Consider the following 23,598-nt stretch of genomic DNA (forward strand, 5'->3'; position numbering starts at 1 on the left):
CGCACCGTCTAACCCCTTGTTCCGGGGCGAACCGTGCGCCTGGTTTTTGGTGACCAACAAAGCGTTCCGTCTGGAGCACCGCGTCGGTGGAGTGGCTTCTATGCCCGGCTTCGGATTCGGTCAACAGGGATTTTGCATTTTTATTGCGCTTTGCCTGAAAGTCGCGGAAATCTGCGGTTTACGGCGCATAAACCTGTCGCTGCTAGTGCCGTGGCATGACCGAATCAGCCGCCGAATCGCCCGAAACGGGCCGTGAATCGCTGCGGCGACAGGTCCGCAGCGCCGTGATCTGGCGATCGGGAACCCAGATTCTGGGACAGATCATTGCCTGGGGATCGACCTTTCTCGTCATCCGCCTGCTTGATCCCAGCGACTATGGCCTGTTCGCGATGACTCAGGTGGTGCTCGTGCTGCTCAACCTGCTCAACGGCTATGGCCTTGCCGGCGGGCTGATTCAGAAACCCGAAGTCGACGACCGCACGATCCGCCAGCTGTTCGGCATGCTGCTGCTGCTCAATTTCGGGCTCGGCGCGCTGCAGTTCGCCCTCGCCCCGCTGGCCGCGGCCTATTATCGCCAACCGATCGTCGCCGATCTGCTGCAGGTGCAGGCGCTGCTCTATATCTTTACCCCGTTCATTGCCTTTCCCTATGCGCTGCTGTCGCGCGCGATGGATTTTCGGCGTCAGGCACAGGTCAATCTGCTCTCCGCCGTCGCCGGCGCGCTCGCGGCCGTCGCCGGCGCCTATGCCGGGCTTGGCGTATGGACGCTCGTGCTCGCACCGATCGTGTTGTTCGGCACCCGCGCGATCGGCATGACCTGGGCAGCGGGCGCGCTGATCTGGCCGAGCTTCGACTTTCGCGGCGCCGGGGAAATTGCGCGCTTTGGCGGACTCATTGCCGCGGGTCAGTTCTTCTGGTTCCTGCAGAGCCAGTCGGATGTCTTCATCGCCGGGCGCAGTTTCGACCCGCACTGGCTCGGCATCTATACGACCAGCCTGTTCCTTGCGCAGATCCTGGTGTCGAAGTTCATTCCGGCCCTCAACGAAGTCGCCTTCTCAGCCTATGCGCGCATGCAGGACGATGCCACGGGCAGCGCAACCGCCTTTGCCCGTTCGGTCCGGCTGATCATGGTCGTTGCGATGCCCTTCTATCTCGGCCTCGCCGCGACGGCCGAGCCGCTGGTGCACGTCGCGTTGGGCGAAAAGTGGGTCGAGGCCGCGCCGATCGTCCAGATTCTCGCGCTCGCCATGCCGTGCATGACGCTTCAGGTCCTGTTCTCCCCGGCCACCGATGCGCGTGGACGGCCCGGGCTGGGCGCGCAGAATGCGGCGATCGGCGCGCTGCTGCTCCCCGCCGCCTTTCTGGTCGGGGTAGGCTGGGGCGTGACCGGGCTGGCCTGGGCGTGGGTGGCAATCTGGCCGCTGTTCCTGTTCGTCACCGCAGCGCGCAGCCTGCCCGTGCTCGGCCTGTCGTGGCGGGCGTGGAGCAATGCGGTTGCCCCGCCCGTATCGGCGGCGGTCGCGATGGCCCTGATCGTCGTGCTGGTCGACCGGGTGCTGCCGCAGCTCGCGCCGCTGCCGCAGCTGGCGCTGCTCACCCTTGCGGGCATCGCGGTGTACGCTGCGTGGCTGTGGATCTTCGCGCGCGGCACCGTGGACGATGCGATCGCGATGATCCGGCGCTAGGCCATCTGGATATAGGCGCGCATCTGGTCAGCCTCCGCCTCGATCTTCTCGATCCGGTATTTGACCAGATCGCCGATCGAGACAAAGCCGATCAGGCTGCCATCCTCGATCACGGGCAGGTGCCGGATCCGCCGCTGCGTCATCAGCGACAGCGCGGCCAGCACCGACTGGTCGCGCGTCACGCTGATCGCCGGCGCGGTCATGCCGCTGCGCACCGGCTGGTCGAGCGCCGCCGGCCCGGCGCGGTCGAGGCAGTGGATCACGTCGCGTTCGGAAAAGATGCCGACCACCCGGTCGCCCTCGACCACCGGCACCGCGCCGATTCGCTTCTCGGCGAGCAGGGCCACCGCATCGCGCACGGTGGCATCGCCACCGATCGTCACGACATCGCTCCCCTTGCCGCCCAGGATTGCCGCGATTGTCATCGCCAGACTCCTTCTTCGCGTTGAGGCGGTTGAGAGTCCCACGATTCGTCCCCAAATGAAAGGGCATGGAGCCGAATCTCGACAATCCCGATTATGCCCGCCTCGCCTGGCGCCGCTACCGCCGCATCTTCGGCTTTGTCGGCCTGTTGTCGCTGGGCTCCGCGATCGTCGCGGTGGTAGCGCTCTATCTGGCGGTGGGCGAGTTCCAGCTGCACGCGTCGATCGCGATGGCGATCGGCGTCGGGCTGTCGATCCTGCTTGGCGGTGCGCTGATGGGACTGGTATTTCTGAGCTCGGGCACCGGCCATGACGAGCGGTCGCGCGACGTGACGGGGCGGAAACCCGATTAACGCTGTCGCGGATCGGGGAGCCGGACCTGATAGGTCAGCGTCTGCGATCCATTGGCCGGCACCGTCACCGCCCACAGATTGAGCCCATCCTTCTTGCCCAGCTTGACGCTGGTCCCGCGCATCAGCGCCGGATCGATGTCGAACTCGCCCTCGAACCGAACCGGGAACGGGTTGGCGTTGCGCACGACGAGTTCAAGGTCATAGCGCTGCGGCTTGGGCCGCTGCTGCTTCAGTTCGACCGTGACATTGGCGGTCGCCGGAAACTCGATCTCGACCTCTTCGCCGATCGCCTTGTCGTCGGTACTCGATTCGTCGATCAGCAGCGACCGCTCGCCCTGCCGCTCGAACAGCGCAACCGGCCCGGCCGGGAGCGGCAGGCCCAGCCCGTCACTTTCCTTGTTGAGCGCGCGCACGATCAGTTGCGGGTCCGATGCGTCCGACAACCCGATCTCCGCCTGATACACGACGCGCACCGGCACCGCGTCCTTGGCCAGCATCGCCACCTGCTTCTGCGCCTTGGCGGCGACAGTGGTGCGGTCGGGAATGCGATAGGCCTTGAGATCGCCAAGGTCCTCCTGCTGCGCCATCCGGACACGCGCGCCAGTCACGACCACTTCAGCCGCCGCCATCGGCGCGGCCATCATCGGCGGCGGGGGTGGCGGCGCCGGCGGCGGGGGCGGTGGCGGCGGGACCGGCCCAGCCCCTTCGGGCAGATAGCAGCGGAATTCGAACGGATCGGCATCCTCGAACGGGTTTGCGGTCCGGCCCGTCGTCCGATTGACCTTGCCCGCCACCACCATCGTCTCGGCATTGGCGAAACTGGTCATGTCGGTGCTCGCCAGTGTGACCCATGCGAACAGGTCCGCGGTGCGCTGCCCAGCGCCAGTGCCGCCGCCGTCGCGCAGCGTGGCGACATAATTGGCCTGCCAGTCAAAACCCCAGGCGAGGTAGGACAGGGTGATCGTCGCGGTGCCACCCTGTGGCGATTCGGTCTCGACCGACAGCGTCGGCTTGGCCGACAGCCCCTCGGGCACGCCGTCATAGGCGATGGCATCCTCGGTCGGGCCGCAATTGAGCACCTCGATCCCGCGCTCGGTCTCGACGATCGCGGCGCCCGCCGGACCGGAGCGAATCACCGCCCGCTCCTCGACCGTCCTGCCATCGCGCGTCCGGCGCAGCGTCACCGGCCGGGCAAAGCCGCGCCGATAGAGGCTCCCCGCGGACAACAGATCGCCGTCGAGATTCTTCTCACGCACCCCGGCGGGCAGGCCGGTGACGATCGCGCTTTCGGGCAGGATGCCGGAGGCAACCCCTTCGAACCGGATCACCGCGCGGCCCGCCGGGATCTTGACCGTCCGCGTCTCGGTGATCAGCGCATAGCCGCCGAGCCAGTCGAGATCGATCTTCTCATCGGCATCGCGGTCGGGTGCGCGATAGATGGTGACGCCGACCGCATCGGGTCCAGCCGATGTCTGCACGCTTTGCGCATGCGCACCGCCGGCCCCGCCCAGCAGGGACGCAACGAGCAACAGGGCGGCACGCCGCACCGGCGCGCCTCAGTAACGCGTTTCGAAGGTCGCGGTCAGCACCGCCTCGCCATTGGCGGGGACGCTCACCTTCCACAGCGCTTCATCGGCGTTGATTCGCTCGCTTGCCTGGGTTTCCTCGAGGATCCGCGTATCCTTCCACCAGCTGTCGAGCCCGCCCTGCGACAGCTCGACCACCACCGGCTCGGCGCGGGCGTTGGTCAGCGTATAGACCATCGTCGTGCGCCACTTGTTCGATCCCGCGCGCTCGCGCGTCTGCACCACCGACTTGACCTTCACGTCGAACGCCTCGCCGGTCTTGATCGCCAGCCGCGACCCCATCGGGGTGTGGGGAATTGCATTCTCGCCGATGAACTGCGGCGCCCCGCGCGCGTCGCGCATATAGATGCGCACCGTCCCGGCGGGCAGCGCATCGCCAAGGCCGCCCTCCTTCGAGGACGAGAAGCGCAGCACCGTGTCGACACTGCGCGGCTGATCCTGCCGGCCAAGCCACGGGTTGCGATAGGCATAGGCCTTCGCCGCCGGCGCACCTGCCACATCGAGGAAGCTGACCTGCTTCTGCTGGCGCTGCGCGATCGTGGTGCGGCCGGGGATCGGATAGACATAGAAGTCGCCGATCCGCTCGCGGCCCGCCGTCTCGGTCCCCGGCACCATCACCGACCCCATGCCGCGCCCACCGCCGCCAACCGCGCCCGCGACCAGCAGCGTGTTGGCGTTGGTGTAGGTCGTGCCGCTGTTGTTGGTGAGCGTCAGCCAGCCTTGGACATCGATCTTGCCGGCCTTTTCGTCAAACAGCGCGACATAGTCGGACTTCCAGCCCATGCCATAGGTCAGGTAGCTCAGCGTCACCGGCCGCGATCCCGCCGCATCGGCATCCAGCGTCACCGACAGCGTCGGGCGCGCGCGCAACGATGGCGGCAGCGACGGGAAGATCACCCGGTCCTCCCTGCCCAGCACCTCGATCCGCCCGCCGATCTCGACCACGGTGCCGTCATTATAGGCGAGCACCTTGGCTGGCAGGTTCTGACCGTTGCGGACGACCGTGACCGTCTGGCCGACTGCCTTTTCCATCAGCGATTCGGGGGTGAGCAGGTCGAAATCGAAATTCTGTTCGACAATCGTGGCGCCGGGCGCCGCGATCGTCACGGTTTCGGGCCGGATCTGGCCGGACACATCGGGGAAGTCCTGCTTCGAGGTGCCGGCGGGCAGGCGCAGTTCACGCTTGTCCTGCACCAGCGCCAGATTGTTGTTATAGATGGTGACCGCCACCTCGCCCTGCGCCGATTGCGCAGCGGCAGGCGCCACCGCCAGCGGTCCCGACAGCGCGACTCCCGCCACAAGCGTCAAGCTCAACCGCCGCATCGCATCCCCTTTCGATCTGGTCGGTGCAGCATCGCCACCCGGCCCGCCATGTCAACGGTCAAGCTGCCCGCCAATGACAAAAGGCCGGCCCGTAAGCCACGGACCGGCCTTTGCTTTTGCTGGATCAGCGGACGAAGCGGGTCACTCCGCTGCGGCTGGTTCGCCTTCGTCCTTCTTGACGCGGCGGCGGCGCGGCTTGACCTCGACCACCTCGCCCTCGACGCCCAGTGCCGGCGGGAGGACCGCGGCGATATCGCCGCCATGGCCCGAATCGCTGCTCACATCGTCGCGGCGCGGACGGCCACGGCGCGGGCGGCGCTCTTCGGCCGGTGCCTCGTCCTCGTTCGCGGCGACCGGCGTTTCCTCGCCCTCGACGCCACGGGGCTGACGCTCGCGGCGCGTGTCGCGGTCGCGATTGTCGCGGCCTTCGCGATTGTCGCGGCCATCGCGCTCGCGGCGCGGGCGGCGATCGCCGCGCTCGCGATTGTCGCGATCGTTACGCATCTGACGCTCGGGCTGCTCGTCGCCCTCGTCGCCAGTCTCGCCGTCCTGGCCGCGCGCGCCCTCTTCGCCCTCGAACTCGTCCTCGTCGCCGTCGAACTCGTCGCGTTGGCGGCGCTGCTGCGGATTCTGTTCCTCGAAGCGCGAGCGCGTCTCGGCCAGTACGCGGAAATAGTGATCGGCGAACTGCAGGTAATATTCGGTATTCACCCGATCGCCCGCCATCTGCGCGTCGCGGGCCAGGTTCTTGTATTTCTCAAGCAGCTGCGCGGCATTGCCACGTGCGCGATTGTCGATGCGGTTGCCCGAATTGGGGTTGCCGCCGCCCTGCTGGCGCTGGCCTCCACGGCCGCGACGGCGACCGTTGTTCGCCTGACGATTGTTGATCAACGTCTGTGTGTCCTGTCCTTACTCAATCCGCCATCGGTCAAACAGCGATCCCGGATGCGTGTTACACCGCGCACCGTCACGGCCCTTCGGACCGAAACGGCTCCCGCATGGCTGCCGGACAATCAGCAGCGCACATGCCTTGATTTGGGTCGGCAAACCTTTTCAACGATTTAAGTTGCTGGTGCCTGCCCCGGGCTCATCCTTAGCCCGCGTGGCAACAATCTCCAAGCCTTATATTGGTGCAGCGCACCGATAGTTCAACTTTGCGGCATTTTGGCCGCGATCGCACGCGGGCGTCCGCCCAGATCATGGTGGAGGACCGGGTCGAGCCCCGCACCACGCATCAGCGCCGCCACGGACGCTGCTTGCGTCCAGCCGATCTCCAGCACCGCGATCCCGCCGGGCACGATCAGTCGCGGCAGGTCGGGGACGATCCGGCGATAATCGTCCAGCCCATCGGCGCCCGCAAACAGCGCCCCTGGCGGTTCATGGTCGCGCACCTCCGGCCCCAGTTCCTCGGAAACGCCGATATAAGGCGGGTTGCACAGGATCAGGTCGAACTGCCCATCGACGCCGGTAGCCCAGTCGCCGCGCCGCAGCTCGACCCGTTCCGCAATATTCAAAGTCCCAGCGTTGCGTCGCGCATAGTCGAGCGCAGTATCGGACGCATCGATCCCCAACCCATGCGCCTCTGGCCACTCGGCGAGTGCCGCCAGCAACAGCGTCCCCGGCCCCGTCCCCAGGTCCAGTACCCGCTTCGGCCCCGCCCTTCCCGCAAAATGCGCCACCGCCACCTCGATCAGCGTCTCGCTGTCCGCCCGCGGCACCAGCACGCCCGGCCCGACCCCGATCTCGACCGTCCAGAACCCCCGTGACCCCGTGATATAAGCAACCGGTTCGTGGTTCAGCCGCCGCGCGACCAACGCGTCGAAGCTGGCCGGAGCAGCGTCGTTCAAACGCTTGAGCAGCAAATCCTGATGCGACACGCCCAACGCATGCGCCATCAACAATTCGGCATCGAGCCGCGGGGTGGCGGACGCAATCCGCGCGGCGGCATCGGCAATCGCCGCTCTGACGGTCATAAGCTCCCCTTCAGGCGAGGCGCTTGAACTGGGCACCGTCATCCATCCAGCGCCGCCAGCCGCTCCGCCTCGTCCTCGGCCACCAGCGCGCCGATCAGCTCGTCCATCTCGCCCTCGAGAATTTCCGGCAACCGGTGGAGCGTCAGGTTGATGCGGTGGTCGGTCACCCGCCCCTGCGGGAAATTATAGGTGCGGATCCGCTCCGACCGGTCGCCCGACCCAACCATCGACTTGCGCGCGCCGGAGCGCTCGCTCGCCAGCCGCTCGCGCTCCAGTTCATACAGCCGCGTGCGCAGCACCTGCATCGCCTTGTCGCGGTTCTTGTGCTGGCTGCGCTGATCCTGCTGAATCACCACAAGGCCCGTCGGGATATGCGTCAGCCGCACCGCCGAATCGGTCGTGTTGACGTGCTGCCCGCCCGCGCCCGACGCGCGATAGATGTCGATGCGCAGATCCTCGTTGCGGATCTCGACATCGACCTCTTCCGCCTCGGGCAGCACCGCCACCGTCGCCGCCGAAGTGTGGATACGCCCGCCGCTCTCGGTCACCGGTACGCGCTGAACGCGATGCACGCCGCTTTCGAACTTGAGCTTGGCGAACACGCCCTTGCCAGCGACGCTCGCGACCACTTCCTTGTATCCACCCGCTTCGGAGGTGGAGGCGGAGATCAGCTCGACCTTCCACCCCTGCCGCTCGGCATAGCGGGTATACATGCGCAGCAGGTCACCGGCGAACAGCCCCGCCTCGTCCCCGCCGGTCCCGGCGCGGATTTCCAGCATCGCCGCGCGCTCGTCCGCCGCGTCGCGCGGCAGCAGCGACAGCGCGAGCGCATGTTCGGCCCGCCCCAGCGCGGCCTCGTTCGCGCGCAATTCCTCCGCCGCCATCGCGCGCAGCTCAGGGTCGGCCTCACGCGTCATCGCCGCCAGGCTCACCGCCTCGGCGCGCAGCCGCCGCACCTCACCCGCCGCCGCCGCGACCGGCTCCAGCTCGGCATATTCCTTGGACACCGCGACAAAGCGATCCGACGGCAGATCGCCGGTCGCCATCATCGCCGACAGTTCATCCCGCCGCGCCTCGATCTGCGCGATCCGCTCGGGGGAGATGCGGGTCATGCGATCTTGAGCCGCAACCCGATCTCGCGCCCGTACGCGAGGTCCTGCTTTTGTCCGTTCACGTCGAAGAGCTCGAAAATGGCTTCAGCTATTGCCAATTGCTGCTCGCCACCTAACACCCAACCGCTCCGGGTATTTCGCAAGCGCAGTTTAGCGCATTCGCCATCTTCGATGAGGTTTGCGTTGATCGCGAGTGCCGCAGTGGCATTCAGTTTGATGGCCTTATCGAACCGCTTCTTCACCGATCCGCTGGCGACGATCTCGGTGGCCAACCCTCGACGCCGAAGTTCTGCTAGGATGCGCTGACCCTGCGTAAGCAAATCATCGTCCTCAACAACGATAACCACCGACGGAGCCTCGAATTCGGGTGCCTCCAGCAGCATGCCCAACCGCTCGATCCCCGCAGCCCAGCCCACACCCGGCGTATCCGGCCCGCCCAGATTGCCGATCAGCCCGTCATAGCGCCCACCGGCCAGCACCGTGCCCTGCGCACCCAGCCGGTCGGTGACGAACTCGAACGCGGTGTGGCGGTAATAGTCCAGCCCGCGCACCAGCCGCGCATTGCGCGTCCACGCCACGCCCGCAGCGTCCAGCCCGCTGGCCACCGCCTCGAAAAACGCCCGCGCTTCGTCGGTCAGATAGGCATCGATATCCGGCGCCGAATCCGCGATCGGCCGGTCGCGCGGGTCTTTCGAATCCAGGATCCGCATCGGATTCTTCTCGAGCCGCGTCAGGCTGTCCTCGCTCAACTCCCCGCGATGCGCCTCGAAATGCGCGACCAGCGCCGCGCGCCACGCCTCGCGCGTCTCGGCATCGCCCAGCGTGTTGAGCTGCAACGTCACGCCCTCGGCGATCCCCAGCTCCTTGAGTAGCTGGTCGGCCATCGTCAGCAACTCGACATCGGCCTGCGGTTCCGCCGCGCCGATGATCTCGGCGTCGATCTGGTGGAACTGGCGATAGCGCCCCTTTTGCGGGCGTTCGTAACGGAAAAGCGGCCCATGCGTGGTCAGCTTGAGCGGCGCATATTGCTGCCACCCCTCGGTGATGTACGCCCGGCAAATCCCCGCGGTGAACTCCGGGCGCAGCGTCAGCAGCTCGTCGCCACGGTCCGGGAAGGTATACATTTCCTTCGACACCACGTCCGACGTCTCGCCCATCGACCGCGCAAAAACGTTCGTCGCCTCGAACACCGGCACCTGAACCTGCTGGAAGCAGTACAGCCGCCGCACATGCTCGAACGCCGCGACTACGCGGGCGAAGCGGCGCTGTTCGTCGCCAAAGATATCCTGCGTGCCGCGCACGCGCCTGGGGGTTTCGATCCGTGCCATTTGGGGCGGCTATCTATTGGCAGCGCGAGCGGAACGCCAGAGGCGGTTTCGCCGCCCCCGCCAATCCACTATAGGCGCGCGCCATGACCTCCACCCCCAAGACCTATCACGTCAAATCCTTCGGCTGTCAGATGAACGTCTATGACGGCGAACGCATGGCCGAGTTGATGGCGGCGCAGGGCATGACCGCCGCGGCCGACGCCGACAGCGCCGACCTGATCGTCCTCAACACCTGCCACATCCGCGAAAAGGCGACCGAGAAAGTCTATTCGGACATCGGCCGCGTCCGCAAGAACGCCCGCCTCGCTGATCGCGCCGCGCCGATGATCGCCGTCGCCGGCTGCGTCGCACAGGCCGAGGGCGAAGAGATCGCCCACCGCGCCAAGGTCGACATCGTCGTCGGGCCGCAAGCCTATCACAACCTCCCCGATCTGGTCGCCCAAGCCTCGGCCCAGGGCCGCGCGATCGACACCGACATGCCGGCCATCGCCAAGTTCGGCGCGCTCCCCGCCCGGCGCAAGACCGGGCCGACCGCGTTCCTGACGGTGCAGGAAGGGTGCGACAAATTCTGCACCTATTGCGTCGTGCCCTACACCCGCGGAGCCGAGGTCAGCCGCCCGTTCGACGCGATCGTCGACGAAGCCAAGTCGCTGGTCGACGCCGGCGCGCGCGAGATCACTTTGCTCGGCCAGAACGTCAATGCATGGGACGATGACGCCGGCACCGGCCTCCACGGCCTGATCACCGCGCTCGACAAGATCTCTGGGCTGGCGCGCATCCGCTACACCACCAGCCACCCCAACGACATGAAGGAAGGGCTGATCCGCGCGCATGCAGAGGTCGAAAAGCTGATGCCCTTCCTCCACCTCCCGGTGCAGGCGGGCAATGACCGCATCCTGAAGGCCATGAACCGCAGCCACAGCCGCGATTCCTATCTGCGCATCCTCGACCGCGTCCGCGCCGCCCGCCCCGACATCGCGCTGTCGGGCGACTTTATCGTCGGCTTCCCCGGCGAGACCGAGGCGGAGTTCGCCGATACGCTCAGCCTGGTCGATGCGGTCGGCTATGCCCAGTGCTTCAGCTTCAAATACTCCCCCCGCCCCGGCACCCCGGCGGCGGACATGGACGGCGCAGTACCGGAAGCGGTGATGGACGACCGCCTCCAGCGCCTGCAGGCCGCGCTCAATCGCGATCAGGCCGCGTTCAACGCCGCCAGCGTCGGCAAGATTTGCGACGTGCTGATCGAGCGCAAGGGCAAGCTGCCGGGGCAGATGCTCGGCAAATCGCCCTGGCTGCAATCGGTGCATCTCATCACCGACGCAGCGATCGGCGATCTGGTGACGGTGCGGATCGAAAGCGCCGGGCCGAATTCGCTGGCGGGCGTGGCGCTGTAAATTCCTCCCCGGCACGGGGAGGGGGACCGCGACGCGAAGCGGCGTGGTGGAGGGGGCCCGAGGCAAGGGACTCCCTTGTGCCGGGCCCCCTCCACCAGCCTGCGGCTGGTCCCCCTCCCCGTTCCGGGGAGGATTTGGGATGCCCATCTGGACACCGCCCATCCACTCAGCCACCTTCATCCGATGCACCTGACCTCGACCGCGCGCCTGTTCGCGCTCGCCGCCCCGCTCCTTCTCGCCACCACCGCGCTGGCTCAGCAGGCCCAGGACCCCGGCCCGAATGCCCCGGTTTCCTACGAACTCAGCTTCGACAATGCCGCGCAGCGTGAGGCGCGGATCGCGGCCACCTATCGCGATCTCAGGCCCGGCGCGGTCGAGTTCCGCATGGCGCGCTCCTCCCCCGGCCGCTACGCGATCCATGAATTCGCCAAGAACGTCTATTCGGTCTCGGCCAGGGACGGTGCGGGCCGCGATCTGAAGATCGACCGCAGCGATCCGTATAGCTGGCGCGTCAGCGGCCATGACGGCACCGTCACCTTTGCGTACACGCTGTACGGCGACCGCGGCGACGGCACCTACACCCAGATCGACCAGACCCACGCGCATCTCAACATGCCGGCAACGCTGATCTGGGCAGCCGGCTATGACGACCGCCCGATCCGCGTCACCTTCCGCCCCGCCGACCCGAAGTGGAAGATCGCGACCCAGCTCGCCCCGGTAACGGGCAGCGCCACGACCTTCTGGGCGCCGCACCTCCAATATCTCCTGGACAGCCCGACCGAGCTGTCCGACCATCATCTGCGCGAATGGACGATCAGCTCGGGCGGCAAGACCCAGACGATCCGCCTCGCCGTCCACAGCGCCGACACGCCCGAAACCATCGACGCCTATGCCGAAAAGGCGAAGAAGGTGGTCGCCGAACAGATCCGCATTTTCGGCACCGCGCCGGAGTTCGACTTCGGCACCTACACCTTCATCGCCGATTATGTGCCGCAGATCAGCGGCGACGGGATGGAGCATCGCAACTCCACCATCATCAGCCAGCCGCGCACGCTGGCAGCGGGGAATTTCGCCCAGCTCGGCACGCTCAGCCACGAATTCATTCATGCCTGGAATGTCGAGCGGTTGCGCCCGGCCGAGCTGGAACCGTTCGACTTCACCCAGGCCGATCCGACGCCGTCCTTGTGGTTCGCAGAGGGCTTCACCCAATATTACGGCCCGCTGGCGATCCGCCGCGCGGGTGAAATGCCGCTCGACGCCTATCTCGCCAGCCTTGGCGGGACGCTCGACTTCATCGTCAACAACTCCGCGCGCCGCTATGGCTCGCCCCAGGAAATGAGCCTGCGCGCACCCTTCGTCGACGCTGCCGCGTCGATCGACCCGGTGAACGAGCGTATTTTCGCCTCCTATTACCCCTATGGCGCGGTCGTCGCGCTCGCGCTCGACCTGACGCTGCGCCAGCGCGGCAGCGATCTCGACGCCTATATGCGCCACCTGTGGCAACGGCACGGCGCGGCACAGCGCAACTTCGCGCCGGTCAAACCCTACACCCCCGCCGATCTCGAAGCGGGCCTGGCCGAACTGACCCGCGACCCGGCCTTTGCGAAGCAGTTCTTCGACGCGCATATCCGCGGCAGCGCCCTGCCCGATTTCGCGCCGCTGCTCGCCCAGGCCGGACTCGTGCTGCGCCCGGCCGACGCCAGCCGCGCCTGGATCGGCGCGACCAACGTCACCGGCGGCGGTGACGAACCCGTCCGGCTCGGCGAAATCCCCGTCCCCGGCAGCCCGCTCTACGCCGCCGGCCTGACACGCGGCGACACGATCACCGCGCTCGACAGCCAGCAGATCGCCAGCCCCGCCGATTTCCGCGCCGCGCTCGCCGCGCTCAAGCCGGGCGAGCCAGTGACCATCGCCTTCACGACGCGCGCCGGGCCGGGCAGCGTCACGATCACTCCGGTTGCCGATCCCAGGCTGACGATCGTCACGCTGGAAAAAACGGGCGGCCGACCGACTGCGGCGCAGCTGGCCTTCCGCCGTGCATGGCTGGGCAACGACTAGGGCATCCAACTGTTGCCCGGCTGCGTCACCCCCGGCGTCAATCGGCATCGAGGGCAGCATTTCCGCTGTCCTACGCGCCCCGGCTCTGCCATTCTCGCACCACGACATGCGAAACGGAACCTCCGCGCTGCACACCGGTTCGGCCCATCATGGCCCGCTGTCGCCCCACCACGCGCATTTCTGTCAGCTTTGTCGGCCAATGCTGACCGCGATCGACGCGCAATATTGTGACATTCCAGCCAGCGAAAGGACAGCATGAGCCGCAAGCCAGTCCCAGCCCAGCAGGGTCAGCGCGCCCGGGTGGAGGTCAATTTCGATCGCCCCCAGCTGCTTCCACAACTGTTCGGCGAATATGACAGCAATATCCTCGCGCTTGAGGAGCGGCTCGGCGTCTATATCCACGCGCGCGGTCAGCGCGTGGTGATCGAAGGGAGCGCCGAGGCCGTCGCCCATGCTCGCGAAGTACTGATCGAACTGCACAGCCGCGTGATTCGGGGCGAGGCGATCGACACCGGGCTGATCGACGCGGTGATCGCGATGGCGACCGAACCGCTGCTGACCGGCATCGTCCGCGCCGAGCATGACGAGGGCACCGCACCTCCGATCATGATCCGCACGCGCAACAAGACGATCGTCCCGCGCTCGCTGACCCAGACGACCTATATGCGCGCGCTGATCTCGAACGACATCATCTTCGCGCTCGGCCCGGCGGGCACCGGCAAGACCTATCTGGCGGTGGCGCAGGCGGTGGCGCAGCTGATCACGGGATCGGTCAAGCGGCTGATCCTCTCCCGCCCCGCGGTCGAGGCGGGCGAGCGGCTCGGCTTCCTGCCCGGCGACATGAAGGACAAGGTCGATCCGTATCTGCGTCCGCTCTACGACGCGCTCTACGACTGCCTGCCGGCCGAACAGGTCGAGCGGCGGATCGCGAGCGGCGAGATCGAGATCGCCCCGATTGCCTTCATGCGCGGCCGCACCCTCGCCGACGCCTTCGTTATCCTGGACGAGGCGCAGAATACCACGCCGATGCAGATGAAGATGTTCCTCACCCGCTTCGGCCAGAACAGCCGCATGGTGGTGTGCGGCGACCCCAAGCAGACCGACCTGCCCGGCGGTCCCTCGGCAAGCGGCCTCAACGACGCGGTCAACAAGCTCGAGGGGATCGAGGGCATGGCGTTCGTCCGCTTCGGCATCGGGGACGTCGTCCGCCACCCGATCGTCGGCCGTATCGTCGACGCGTATGAGAACGAGCATGCTTGACGTTGCCGTCCAGACCGAACCCGGTTGGCCCGAACTCGACTGGGACATGATCGGCGCAAAGGCCGCTGCCGCGGCGGTGGCGCAGACGCCCTATGGCTATCTCACCACCAGCGACGCGGCGATCGAGATTGCAGTGCGTCTGACCGACGATGCCGAGGTGCATCAGCTCAACGCGCAATATCGGCAGAAGGACAAGCCGACCAACGTTCTCTCCTTTCCGATGATCGAGCCCGACCTGATCGAATCGCTGACCCAGAACAGCGACGATGGCGAGGTGATTCTGGGCGATATCATCCTTGCCCATGGGGTGTGCGCCCACGAGGCCGAGGAAAAGGGCTTCACGGTGGAGCAACACGCCACGCACCTGATTGTCCATGGGGTCCTGCATTTGCTAGGCTACGACCATCAGGGGGATTCCGAAGCCGAAGCGATGGAATCGATGGAGCGCGCAGCGCTGGCAACCTTGGGGATCCCTGACCCCTATCTGATACGCGAGGATTGAACTCTAGGATGGCGGACGGTTCCAGTAGCAACGGGAACGGCGACAGTAGCGGCGAAGGCGGGATATGGCGCGGCCTGCGGACCCTGCTGTTCGGCGGCGAGGGTGAGGAAACCCTGCGCGAGCGGATCGAGGACGCGATCGACGAGGCGGAGGAGGACTCCGACGGCAAGCAGGCCAAGGGCGACCTGTCCCCGCTCGAGCGCAAGATGCTCCGCAATCTGCTGCACTTCGGGGAGCGCGACGCCGGCGATGTCGGCGTTCCGCGCGCCGACATCATCGCGGTCGACGAAGCGACCAGCTTTGCCGAGCTTGTCCAGATTTTTGCCGAAGCGGGCCATAGCCGCCTGCCGGTCTATCGCGAGAAGCTCGACCGGGTGATCGGCATGATCCACGTCAAGGACGTGTTCGCCGTCCTTGCCGCCGGTGCCGGTCCGCCCGCCAAGATCACCGATTTGATGCGCCAGCCGCTCTACGTGCCGCAATCGATGGGAACGCTCGACCTGCTCGCGCAGATGCAGGCCAGCCGCACCCACCTTGCCATCGTTCTCGACGAGTATTCGGGGACTGACGGTCTGATCACGATCGAGGATCTGGTCGAGGAAATCGTCGGCGAGATCGACGATGAACATGACGATGCACCCGAAGCCCTGTGGGTGCCGCTCGAGACCGGTGGCTGGGACGCGGACGCCCGCGCCGAGCTGGAGGATGTGGCGGCGGCGATCGATCCGCGGCTGGGCGAGGTCGAAGAGGATATCGAGACGCTGGGCGGTCTCGCCTTCGTCCTGGCGGGCCATGTGCCGGAGGCGGGCGAATGCCTCAAACACCCCAGCGGCTGGACGCTCGAGGTGCTTGAGGCCGATGCGACCCGCGTCCGGCGCCTGCGCCTGCATCCGCCCGAAGAACTCGTCGAAGCTGAGGATTGACCATTGCGCCGCAAACTCCTGATCGCCGCCGCCGCCATCGCCGTCATCGGCGCAGGCACCTACTGGTTCGCCTCACGCCCCGATGTTGCGCAGTACAGCCTGGCGGAGACGAGCGGGGTGCGGCCCAAACTGGCCGATCCGCGCGCGCAGACGATCCCGACGGTCAAGATCGCCGATGCGGTCGGCTGGCCCGCCGGGGCCAAGCCGGTCGCCGCAAAGGGGCTGGCCGTCAACGCCTTTGCCGCCGGGCTCGATCACCCGCGCTGGCTCTACCGCCTGCCCAATGGCGATGTGCTGGTTGCCGAAAGCAATTCGCCGCCGCGTGAAGAGGGCGGCATCACCAACTGGGTGATGAAGCATCTGATGGGTCGCGCCGGCGCGGGCGGCGCTTCGGCAAACCGCATCACCCTGCTCCGCGATGCCGACGGCGATGGCGTGGCCGAAGCGCGGTCGGTGTTGCTGACCGCGGACAACGGGCTCGATTCGCCGTTCGGCATGGTGCTGGTCGGCGACATGCTTTACGTCGCCAATCACAATGCGCTGATCCGGTTTCCCTTCCGGCCCGGGGTGACCAAGATCACCGGCAAGGGCGAGAAGGTCGTCGACCTGCCCGGCGGCGGCAATCACTGGACCCGCGATGTGATCGCCGGACCTGAGGGCAAGCTGCTGGTCAGCGTGGGCTCCGCCTCGAACATCGCCGAGAAGGGGCTGGAGGTCGAAAAGAACCGCGCGACGATCCTGGAGGTCGATCCGCAGGCCAAGCGCTTCCGCGTCTATGCCGGGGGACTGCGCAATCCGATCGGGCTCGCGCTCCACCCCGATACGCAACGCCTGTGGACCGTGGTCAATGAACGCGACATGCTCGGCTCCGACGGCCCGCCCGACTATCTGACCCAGGTGACGATCGGGCAGTTCTTCGGCTGGCCGTGGAACTATTGGGGCGGCTATGTCGACAAGCGCGTCCAGCCGGAGCGCCCGGATCTGCGCGAGTATAGCGCGCGGCCAAGTTATTCGATGGGCCCGCACACCGCCCCGCTCGGGCTGACCTTCGCAACCGATGTCAGGCTCGGCGACAGCTTTGCCGAGGGCGCCTTTGTCGGCCTGCACGGGTCGTGGAACCGCGTGCCGGCGGCGGGCTACAAGGTCGTATTCGTTCCGTTCGGCGAGCGCGGATTGCCCGTTCCCGATGCCAAGCCGGTCGATGTGCTGACCGGCTTCCTCGACGCCGAGGGCAAGGCACAGGGCCGCCCGGTTGGGGTGACTGCAGACCGCACCGGCGCGCTGCTCGTGGCGGACGATGTCGGCAACACGATCTGGCGGGTCAGCGCCGCCGCGCCGCGCGCTCAATAGGCCGCGGCGAACTGGGCGGGAGGGGTGCGCCACGCCTGTTCCTGGCCAGGGGGACGCAACCCGCCCCACGCGTCACCCTGCGCCGCAACTGCATCGCGCGCACGGACTTCGGCGAGATGATCGGGGACGCCGCCGGGTCGGGCCAGCGGCATCATCCCGGTGACGGTGTAATGCCCTGCCACGGTTCCGGCGCACCCGCCCATCGCCGCAACGGCCAGCAGGGTAAAGGCAATGACGGGCCAGGGTCGCGGCATCACGGGGTCCTCCTCTTGCCCCGTTCAACCACGCCGCCGCGCGCCGGTTCCCTCAGCGCAGCAGCTTGGGCGCTTCGCGTTCCAGAATGTCGCGGACCTGACCGCTGAACAGCGACAGCATCATCGGCAACTCCACCACGGCATGAACATGCGTGTCGCCGACTTCCAGGCTGGTCGACACGCTCTGCCCCATCGCCGTCACGGTGAAATGCAGCGTATCGCCGTCCCAGCGCTCGCCGCTGGTCACGCCGCCGGGGAACAGCGATCCGATCTTGTCGACCCCTCCGGCAATGCGCTGGCGGGCTCCCTCGCGGCCGAGCGTGTGGGGGATGTCGACGGCAACCGGCTTCGCCATGGCAATTCCTTGTGTGAACGTGGAGCGCGATGATAGGCGCGACGCTTGTATCTGTCACGGTCAGGCCCGATAGCGGGCGGCGATGCCTGCCCTGCCCCGTCCCCGCCTGATCGCGCTGCTGACCGGCGCCGTTTCCGCCACCGCCTTTGCCCCGCTCGACTGGTGGGTGGTCGGGCTGGTGTGCTTCGCCATCCTGCTGCGGCTGACGCATGAAGCGCCCAGCCTGAAACAGGCGCTGTGGCGCGGCTGGCTGTTCGGGCTTGGCCATTTCACGGTCGGCAACAACTGGATCCAGCACGCCTTTACCTATCAGGACAAGATGCCGGCCGAGCTCGGCTATGTCGCGGTGATCCTGCTCTCGCTCTATCTCGCCATCTATCCGGCGCTGGCGATGGGGCTGGCCTGGCGCTTCGGGCAGGAACGCAAACTCGACCTCCCCTTCGTGCTGGTCGCGGGCGCGGCGTGGATCGTCGCCGAATATCTGCGCGGGGTGCTGTTCACCGGCTATCCGTGGAATCCGCTCGGGGTGATCTGGCTGCCGGTCCCCGGCGTGGCGCAGACGGCGAGCTGGGTCGGCACCTATGCGCTGTCGGGTCTGACGATCCTGGTCGCGGGCGCCCTGCTGCTGGCCAGCCAACGGCACTGGCGCTTTCCCGCCATAGTCGCGTTCACCGTCGCGCTTCTGGCGCTGAGCGGGATCGACCTTCAGGTGACGCGTCCGGCCAATGAACCGGTTCGTCCGATCGTCCGCGTGCTCCAGCCCAATGTCGGGCAGGAAACGGTGCTCGACGGCAGCTACGCGCAAAAGGCGCTGAGCGAGCTGATCCGACTGTCCAACGACACCGCCACCATCCTGCCCGGCGGGCCGGTTCCGCGCCTGATCGTCTGGCCCGAAGGCACCGTCGATTACTGGCTGGAGGAAGGCTATCCCGCCGCCTGGTACGCCAAGAACGATCCCCGCACCGTTCGCGCGATGATCGCGCAGACGCTGGGGCCAAGGGATATCGCGCTGGTCGGCGGCACCGGACTGTTGTTCAAGGGGGACGACAAACTCGACGCAGCGACCAATTCGGTGTTTGCGATCGATCCCAGCGGCGCGATTCTGGGCCGCTACGACAAGGCGCATCTTGTCCCCTATGGCGAATATCTGCCGATGCGCACGATCCTGCAGCCGCTCGGCCTGTCGCGGCTGGTGGCGGGCGAGATCGATTTCGAGCCCGGCCCGGGCCCGCAGACCATGACCGTCCCCGGCTTCGGCAAAGTGGGCATGCAGATCTGTTACGAGATCATCTTCTCCGGCCAGACGGTCGAATCCGCCAATCGGCCCGCCATTCTGTTCAATCCGTCGAACGACGCCTGGTTCGGTGCCTGGGGCCCGCCCCAGCATCTGGCGCAAGCACGGATGCGCGCGATCGAGGAAGGGCTGCCGATCCTGCGCGCCACCCCGACCGGTATCTCCGCGATCATCGACGCGCACGGCCGCATTGTCGCTGCGGCAGGCATGGGTGAGGCAAAGGCGATCGAGGCACCGATGCCCGACGCGCTGCCCCCGACGCTGTTCGCGCGGATCGGGAACCTGATGGCGGGACTCGTCGCGGCGCTGCTGCTCGCCATCGCCATTGCCTTCCGCCGCTTCGCTCGCTAGGGCGAGCGGCATATAAGGAAAGCTTTATATCAAGCCCATTTTCCCGTCAGGCATGGCAACGGCCTGACTTATTTTGAGGAAGACCATGCGTTCCACTTATCTCTTCACGTCCGAATCGGTTTCCGAAGGCCATCCGGACAAGGTTTCCGATCAGATTTCCGACGCGATCGTCGACCTGTTCCTGTCGAAGGACCCCGAAGCGCGCATCGCGTGCGAAACCCTGACGACCACCCAGCTGGTCGTGCTCGCCGGCGAAATCCGCTGCAAGGGCGTGTACGAAAACGGCGAATGGGCCCCGGGCGCGAAGGAAGAGATCGAGAAGACGGTCCGCGATACCGTCAAGCGCATCGGCTATGAGCAGGACGGCTTCCACTGGGAAACGCTGCGCTTCGAGAACAACCTGCATGGCCAGTCGGCGCACATCGCGCAGGGCGTCGATGCCGGTGAGAACAAGGACGAAGGCGCGGGCGACCAGGGCATCATGTTCGGCTATGCCGCGAACGACACCCCGGACCTGATGCCGGCGACGCTCGACTATAGCCACAAGATCCTGGAGCGCATGGCCGCCGACCGTCATTCGGGCGCGGCTCCGTTCCTGGAGCCGGACGCGAAGAGCCAGGTCACGCTGCGTTACGAAGGCAGCAAGGCCGTTGCCGCGACCGCAATCGTCGTCTCGACCCAGCACGCCAAGGGCTATGACCAGGGCGAAAAGGAAGCCGAGCTCAAGGCCTATGTGAAGAAGGTCGTTGCCGACGTGATCCCCGCCGAGCTGCTGAGCGACGCGACCGAATATCACATCAACCCGACCGGCAGCTTCGAAATCGGCGGCCCGGACGGCGACGCCGGCCTGACCGGGCGCAAGATCATCGTCGACACCTATGGCGGTGCAGCGCCGCACGGCGGCGGCGCGTTCAGCGGCAAGGACCCGACCAAGGTCGACCGTTCCGCGGCGTACATCACCCGCTACCTCGCCAAGAACATCGTCGCGGCGGGCCTCGCCCAGCGCTGCACGATCCAGCTGGCGTACGCGATCGGCGTGAGCAAGCCGCTGTCGCTCTATGTCGACACGCACGGCACCGGCACCGTCGGCGATGACAAGATCGAGGAAGCGATCGGCAAGATCGAAAAGCTTGGCGGCCTCACCCCGCGCGGCATCCGCACGCATCTCGGCCTCAACAAGCCGATCTATGCGCGCACCGCGGCCTATGGCCATTTCGGCCGCAAGCCCGAGGGCGATTTCTTCCCGTGGGAGCGCACCGATCTGGTCGAGGATCTGAAGGCCGCACTGGCCTGATCCTGCGAATCACGCAGTGAAGACAAAAGGGGCGATGGTCTTCGGACCGTCGCCCCTTTTTTCGTTTTGGGCTTGCGGCGCAGCGATTTGCGGTCAGGATCGGGGGAAATCTCTGGAGACGCAGCATGATCGTTCGGCTTGCCCTGTCCATCATGTTGCTGGCGTCTCCCGCACTCGCCCGCCAGGAGCCGGCCCCGATCGCCGCCCGCGACGGGCAGGCGTTCAAGCACAAGCATAGCGGGTTCAGCTTCCCGCCCACGCTGATCGGCCTCAACCGCTCCCAGGGTCTGGAGGTGGTGGCGCCGCAGCTCGATCTCTTCTTCCACTATCGCGCTGACGACGAGAGCGAGGAGATCTCGGTCTATGTCTACCGCATGACCTCCGGCTCGGTGCCGCTGTGGTTCGACGTGTCGCGCAGCGTGGTAGAGGCGCGCAAGGAAACCGGCAGCAAGGCCGCATGGGGCCCGCCTGCCGCATTCACCCCGCCCGGCCAGGCCAATGGCTCGGCGCTGCAATTGGGTTGGACGATCACCGGCAGCCGCCTGCGCAGCACCACGCTGACCCTGATTCCCATGGGCGAGTGGTTGGTAAAGATCCGCCATTCGTCAATGGCGCATGAGGTCGCCTCGCTCCAGCGCCGGACGGCGGAGGCGGTGGCGGCGCTGGGCTGGCCGAAGCGCATCGCGGCGGCGCCCGATGCTGCCGCGATCGTCGCCTGCACCGACACGCTCGTGCTGAGCGGCGAGGCCAAGCCGGTCAAGCAAAGCGGTGCGGGAACGCTGGTCGAAGCGCTGCTCGCGCAGATGGCGGGGAACCCGACCGACCGCAAGAAAGCCGCCAATCCGATGAAAGAGGCGCCACTGACATGGTGCGCCGATCGCATGGCGGACAGCCCCGTGGGCCTGTACCGGCCACAGGGAACGCGGGATCGCTATCTCCTGTCGCTGTCGGACTCGGGCATCGCAATCCGGGCGGAGCCGTCCGCCGCGTCGGCGCTGCTGGCCGATACGCAACAGCCGGCCTGGTCGGTGACCCTGCTCACCGCTGCAAAGGCGTATAATTTCGCGCGGCGCGACCGGCTTCCGCTGCCCGGTCAGATCGATGCGATCCTGAAGGAAAACCCCTTGTCCAGCGTCTCGACATGGGGAGACCGGCAGATCAGCCTCGACAGCGGGGCAATGAAATAGCACCGTCCACAGGCCCTACGCAAAAATCCCTAGCAGAGTTAACCATCGTGCGCGCGCCCGTTCTAGAAAGATCGGGTGGAGACGCTCATGCAGACAGTAACGACGCCGGCGCCGGCCAAGACCGAGCCTGATTTCAACCTGACCATGGCTTTCCAGCCCGTGTGGGACGCGCGGCTGGGCGAGGTCTACGCCTATGAGGCGCTCGTGCGCGGGCCGCAGGGCGAAGGCGCGCGCGAGGTGATCGACGCGATCCAGCCCGGAGACCGCTACGCCTTTGACCAGCAGTGCCGCGTGGCCGCGATCAAACAGGCTGTCGCTGCCGGGATCCTCAAGACCCCTGCGCTGCTGTCGATCAACTTCTTCCCCGACGTGATCACCGACCCCTTTGCCGACAGCGCACGGACGATGCGCGTCGCCAAGGAAACCGGCCTGCCGCCCGAACGGCTGATGTTCGAATTTGCCGAACATGACCGGCTTGACGGGTGCCGCATGGCCGAAACGATCGAAGCGCATCGCAAGATGCACATGCAAACCGCGTTCGACGATTTCGGCTCGGGCGATGTCGGCCTGGCGCTGCTCTCGCGCTTCACGCCCGACGCGATCAAGCTCGACCCCGTCCTGGTCCGCGGTCTGTCGTCAAGCTGGTCGCGGCGGCTGCTGGTCGAAAAGATGATCGAGATGGCGCGGTTGCGCGCGGTCCGGCTGATCGCCGAGGGCGTGGAAACGCGGGCCGATTACGACAAGCTGCTCGCGCTCGGTGTGCGCTACTTCCAGGGTTATTACATCGCCCATCCGCGCATCGGCGTGCTCGAACAGCCCCGCTTGCGGCCTGCCGCCTGAACCGCCCGCCCCTTGCCCAAGCGCGCGGCCTTCGCCAAGGGGCTGGCGATGAACGATCCGAGCACCATCCGCCGCCTCTATGGCCGCGCCAAGGGACATAAACTGCGCGCCGGCCAGCAGGCGCTGGTCGACGATGCCCTGCCGCGCGTCGCGGTGCCAGCCGAAGGCCCGCTCGATTCGCGCCGCCTGTTTGGCGACGACCGTCCGCTGGAGGTCGAGATCGGCTTCGGTGCTGGCGAGCATCTCGCCGGCCAGGCCGGGATGCGACCCGATCATGGCTTTGTCGGCTGCGAACCGTTCCTGAACGGCGTGGTCGGCGCGCTTGGCCATATTCGTGACGACGGGCTGAGCAATGTCCGGCTGCACATGGGCGACGCGCTCGACGTGATCGAGCGGCTGCCCGATGCCAGCCTCGATCGCGTCTATCTGCTGCACCCCGACCCGTGGCGCAAGGCGCGCCATGCCAAGCGCCGGATGGTCAATCACGGCCCGCTCGACCTGATCGCGGCCAAGCTCAAGCCAGGCGCTGAATTCCGGCTGGGCACCGACGATCCGACCTATTGCCGCTGGTCGATGATGGTCATGAACCAGCGGCGCGATTTCGTCTGGCAGGCGCGCGAGGCAAGGGATTTCCTGACCCGCCCCGACGACTGGCCCGAAACCCGCTACGAGCGCAAGGCGCGCCGCCAGGGGCATGAAGTGTGGTATTTCCGGTACCTGCGCGTGTGACCGGCATGGCTTGACCACCGCCCCC

23 protein-coding genes are annotated in these 23,598 nt (G+C 66.8%); 14 read left to right on the top strand and 9 right to left on the bottom strand.

The annotated features are described in order from the left end of the window. Both J2Y54_RS08050 and J2Y54_RS08055 read left to right on the top strand, forming a co-directional pair. Positions 1–256 (top strand): hypothetical protein (locus J2Y54_RS08050; RefSeq protein WP_310038516.1); only part of this gene is annotated, 256 nt, incomplete at its 5' end. Then, positions 216–1,685, top strand: a complete 1,470-nt coding sequence (locus J2Y54_RS08055; RefSeq protein ID WP_310038517.1) for a lipopolysaccharide biosynthesis protein — start codon at positions 216–218, stop codon at positions 1,683–1,685. The genes J2Y54_RS08050 and J2Y54_RS08055, both read left to right, overlap by 41 nt. Here J2Y54_RS08055 and J2Y54_RS08060 read toward each other — a convergent pair. Beyond that, positions 1,682–2,110, bottom strand: a complete 429-nt coding sequence (locus tag J2Y54_RS08060) for a CBS domain-containing protein (RefSeq protein WP_310038518.1) — start codon at positions 2,108–2,110, stop codon at positions 1,682–1,684. The genes J2Y54_RS08055 and J2Y54_RS08060 overlap by 4 nt on opposite strands. A 65-nt stretch (positions 2,111–2,175) precedes the next feature. Between J2Y54_RS08060 and J2Y54_RS08065 the strand changes: the two genes are divergently transcribed. Further along, positions 2,176–2,460, top strand: coding sequence for a hypothetical protein (locus J2Y54_RS08065; protein ID WP_310038519.1), 285 nt, complete (start codon positions 2,176–2,178; stop codon positions 2,458–2,460). Here J2Y54_RS08065 and J2Y54_RS08070 read toward each other — a convergent pair. The 6 genes from J2Y54_RS08070 to hisS all read right to left on the bottom strand — a co-directional run bounded on the left by J2Y54_RS08070 (position 2,457) and on the right by hisS (position 9,782). Then, positions 2,457–4,007 carry a hypothetical protein gene (locus J2Y54_RS08070; RefSeq protein WP_310038520.1) on the bottom strand — a complete coding sequence of 517 codons (1,551 nt, stop codon included), beginning with the start codon at positions 4,005–4,007 and terminating at the stop codon, positions 2,457–2,459. The genes J2Y54_RS08065 and J2Y54_RS08070 overlap by 4 nt on opposite strands. A gap of 9 nt (positions 4,008–4,016) precedes the next feature. Continuing rightward, the gene (locus J2Y54_RS08075; protein ID WP_310038521.1) at positions 4,017–5,369 is read right to left on the bottom strand and encodes a DUF4139 domain-containing protein; all 1,353 of its coding nucleotides are present in this window, start codon (positions 5,367–5,369) and stop codon (positions 4,017–4,019) included. A gap of 141 nt (positions 5,370–5,510) precedes the next feature. Next, positions 5,511–6,260 carry a DUF4167 domain-containing protein gene (locus J2Y54_RS08080; RefSeq protein ID WP_310038522.1) on the bottom strand — a complete coding sequence of 250 codons (750 nt, stop codon included), beginning with the start codon at positions 6,258–6,260 and terminating at the stop codon, positions 5,511–5,513. Between the two features lie 257 nt (positions 6,261–6,517). Next, on the bottom strand, positions 6,518–7,342 hold the full coding sequence (prmC, locus tag J2Y54_RS08085) for a peptide chain release factor N(5)-glutamine methyltransferase (RefSeq protein WP_310038523.1): 825 nt from the start codon (positions 7,340–7,342) through the stop codon (positions 6,518–6,520). 38 nt (positions 7,343–7,380) lie between these two features. Further along, positions 7,381–8,454 (bottom strand): peptide chain release factor 1, encoded by a 1,074-nt coding sequence (gene prfA, locus J2Y54_RS08090; protein ID WP_310038524.1) that lies wholly within the window; start codon positions 8,452–8,454, stop codon positions 7,381–7,383. Then, entirely contained in the window at positions 8,451–9,782 is a 1,332-nt protein-coding gene (gene hisS, locus J2Y54_RS08095) for a histidine--tRNA ligase (protein ID WP_310038526.1), read from the bottom strand. Before hisS ends, prfA begins: the two co-directional genes overlap by 4 nt. Positions 9,783–9,865: 83 nt before the next feature. Between hisS and miaB the strand changes: the two genes are divergently transcribed. From miaB to J2Y54_RS08125, 6 genes are all read left to right on the top strand, one after another. Beyond that, positions 9,866–11,176 (top strand): tRNA (N6-isopentenyl adenosine(37)-C2)-methylthiotransferase MiaB, encoded by a 1,311-nt coding sequence (miaB, locus tag J2Y54_RS08100; protein WP_310038528.1) that lies wholly within the window; start codon positions 9,866–9,868, stop codon positions 11,174–11,176. Positions 11,177–11,359: 183 nt separating this feature from the next. Then, entirely contained in the window at positions 11,360–13,234 is a 1,875-nt protein-coding gene (locus tag J2Y54_RS08105) for a PDZ domain-containing protein (RefSeq protein WP_310038530.1), read from the top strand. A 255-nt stretch (positions 13,235–13,489) separates the two neighbouring features. After that, the gene (locus tag J2Y54_RS08110) at positions 13,490–14,494 is read left to right on the top strand and encodes a PhoH family protein (protein WP_310038532.1); all 1,005 of its coding nucleotides are present in this window, start codon (positions 13,490–13,492) and stop codon (positions 14,492–14,494) included. Continuing rightward, the gene (gene ybeY / locus J2Y54_RS08115) at positions 14,487–14,996 is read left to right on the top strand and encodes an rRNA maturation RNase YbeY (RefSeq protein ID WP_310038533.1); all 510 of its coding nucleotides are present in this window, start codon (positions 14,487–14,489) and stop codon (positions 14,994–14,996) included. The genes J2Y54_RS08110 and ybeY overlap by 8 nt, the downstream gene beginning before the upstream one ends. Before the next feature lie 8 nt (positions 14,997–15,004). Next, on the top strand, positions 15,005–15,919 hold the full coding sequence (locus tag J2Y54_RS08120) for a hemolysin family protein (protein WP_310038534.1): 915 nt from the start codon (positions 15,005–15,007) through the stop codon (positions 15,917–15,919). A gap of 3 nt (positions 15,920–15,922) precedes the next feature. Then, positions 15,923–17,269 (top strand): sorbosone dehydrogenase family protein, encoded by a 1,347-nt coding sequence (locus J2Y54_RS08125; protein WP_310038536.1) that lies wholly within the window; start codon positions 15,923–15,925, stop codon positions 17,267–17,269. Here J2Y54_RS08125 and J2Y54_RS08130 read toward each other — a convergent pair. Beyond that, positions 17,263–17,523 carry a hypothetical protein gene (locus J2Y54_RS08130; protein ID WP_310038538.1) on the bottom strand — a complete coding sequence of 87 codons (261 nt, stop codon included), beginning with the start codon at positions 17,521–17,523 and terminating at the stop codon, positions 17,263–17,265. The genes J2Y54_RS08125 and J2Y54_RS08130 overlap by 7 nt on opposite strands. Before the next feature lie 52 nt (positions 17,524–17,575). Then, the gene (locus J2Y54_RS08135) at positions 17,576–17,878 is read right to left on the bottom strand and encodes a polyhydroxyalkanoic acid system family protein (RefSeq protein WP_310038541.1); all 303 of its coding nucleotides are present in this window, start codon (positions 17,876–17,878) and stop codon (positions 17,576–17,578) included. Between the two features lie 82 nt (positions 17,879–17,960). Between J2Y54_RS08135 and lnt the strand changes: the two genes are divergently transcribed. From lnt to J2Y54_RS08160, 5 genes are all read left to right on the top strand, one after another. Further along, entirely contained in the window at positions 17,961–19,523 is a 1,563-nt protein-coding gene (lnt, locus tag J2Y54_RS08140) for an apolipoprotein N-acyltransferase (protein ID WP_310038543.1), read from the top strand. An 85-nt stretch (positions 19,524–19,608) separates the two neighbouring features. Further along, positions 19,609–20,817: a methionine adenosyltransferase gene (gene metK / locus J2Y54_RS08145; protein ID WP_310038544.1), complete on the top strand. Its 1,209-nt coding sequence runs from the start codon at positions 19,609–19,611 to the stop codon at positions 20,815–20,817. 125 nt (positions 20,818–20,942) lie between these two features. Continuing rightward, a complete protein-coding gene (locus tag J2Y54_RS08150) occupies positions 20,943–22,004 on the top strand; it encodes a hypothetical protein (RefSeq protein ID WP_310038546.1) in 1,062 nt (353 codons plus the stop codon). Between the two features lie 87 nt (positions 22,005–22,091). Then, a complete protein-coding gene (locus J2Y54_RS08155; protein ID WP_310038549.1) occupies positions 22,092–22,844 on the top strand; it encodes an EAL domain-containing protein in 753 nt (250 codons plus the stop codon). A 48-nt stretch (positions 22,845–22,892) separates the two neighbouring features. Beyond that, positions 22,893–23,573 (top strand): tRNA (guanine(46)-N(7))-methyltransferase TrmB, encoded by a 681-nt coding sequence (locus J2Y54_RS08160; protein ID WP_310038551.1) that lies wholly within the window; start codon positions 22,893–22,895, stop codon positions 23,571–23,573. The last annotated feature ends 25 nt before the right edge of the window (positions 23,574–23,598 follow it).

The sequence above is a fragment of the Sphingomonas sp. BE123 genome, from assembly GCF_031456015.1.
In the GTDB taxonomy this organism is placed as follows: domain Bacteria; phylum Pseudomonadota; class Alphaproteobacteria; order Sphingomonadales; family Sphingomonadaceae; genus Sphingomonas.

Bases quoted from the DNA above. Each gene is read 5' to 3' on its own strand.
- J2Y54_RS08075 (WP_310038521.1), bottom strand. From the start codon at position 5,369: ATGCGGCGGTTGAGCTTGACGCTTGTGGCGGGAGTCGCGCTGTCGGGA.
- J2Y54_RS08110 (WP_310038532.1), top strand. From the start codon at position 13,490: ATGAGCCGCAAGCCAGTCCCAGCCCAGCAGGGTCAGCGCGCCCGGGTG.
- prmC (WP_310038523.1), bottom strand. From the start codon at position 7,342: ATGACCGTCAGAGCGGCGATTGCCGATGCCGCCGCGCGGATTGCGTCC.
- J2Y54_RS08130 (WP_310038538.1), bottom strand. From the start codon at position 17,523: ATGCCGCGACCCTGGCCCGTCATTGCCTTTACCCTGCTGGCCGTTGCG.
- lnt (WP_310038543.1), top strand. From the start codon at position 17,961: ATGCCTGCCCTGCCCCGTCCCCGCCTGATCGCGCTGCTGACCGGCGCC.
- miaB (WP_310038528.1), top strand. From the start codon at position 9,866: ATGACCTCCACCCCCAAGACCTATCACGTCAAATCCTTCGGCTGTCAG.
- J2Y54_RS08155 (WP_310038549.1), top strand. From the start codon at position 22,092: ATGCAGACAGTAACGACGCCGGCGCCGGCCAAGACCGAGCCTGATTTC.
- hisS (WP_310038526.1), bottom strand. From the start codon at position 9,782: ATGGCACGGATCGAAACCCCCAGGCGCGTGCGCGGCACGCAGGATATC.
- J2Y54_RS08055 (WP_310038517.1), top strand. From the start codon at position 216: ATGACCGAATCAGCCGCCGAATCGCCCGAAACGGGCCGTGAATCGCTG.
- J2Y54_RS08105 (WP_310038530.1), top strand. From the start codon at position 11,360: ATGCACCTGACCTCGACCGCGCGCCTGTTCGCGCTCGCCGCCCCGCTC.
- J2Y54_RS08135 (WP_310038541.1), bottom strand. From the start codon at position 17,878: ATGGCGAAGCCGGTTGCCGTCGACATCCCCCACACGCTCGGCCGCGAG.
- J2Y54_RS08160 (WP_310038551.1), top strand. From the start codon at position 22,893: ATGAACGATCCGAGCACCATCCGCCGCCTCTATGGCCGCGCCAAGGGA.
- prfA (WP_310038524.1), bottom strand. From the start codon at position 8,454: ATGACCCGCATCTCCCCCGAGCGGATCGCGCAGATCGAGGCGCGGCGG.
- ybeY (WP_310038533.1), top strand. From the start codon at position 14,487: ATGCTTGACGTTGCCGTCCAGACCGAACCCGGTTGGCCCGAACTCGAC.
- J2Y54_RS08060 (WP_310038518.1), bottom strand. From the start codon at position 2,110: ATGACAATCGCGGCAATCCTGGGCGGCAAGGGGAGCGATGTCGTGACG.
- metK (WP_310038544.1), top strand. From the start codon at position 19,609: ATGCGTTCCACTTATCTCTTCACGTCCGAATCGGTTTCCGAAGGCCAT.
- J2Y54_RS08120 (WP_310038534.1), top strand. From the start codon at position 15,005: ATGGCGGACGGTTCCAGTAGCAACGGGAACGGCGACAGTAGCGGCGAA.
- J2Y54_RS08150 (WP_310038546.1), top strand. From the start codon at position 20,943: ATGATCGTTCGGCTTGCCCTGTCCATCATGTTGCTGGCGTCTCCCGCA.
- J2Y54_RS08065 (WP_310038519.1), top strand. From the start codon at position 2,176: ATGGAGCCGAATCTCGACAATCCCGATTATGCCCGCCTCGCCTGGCGC.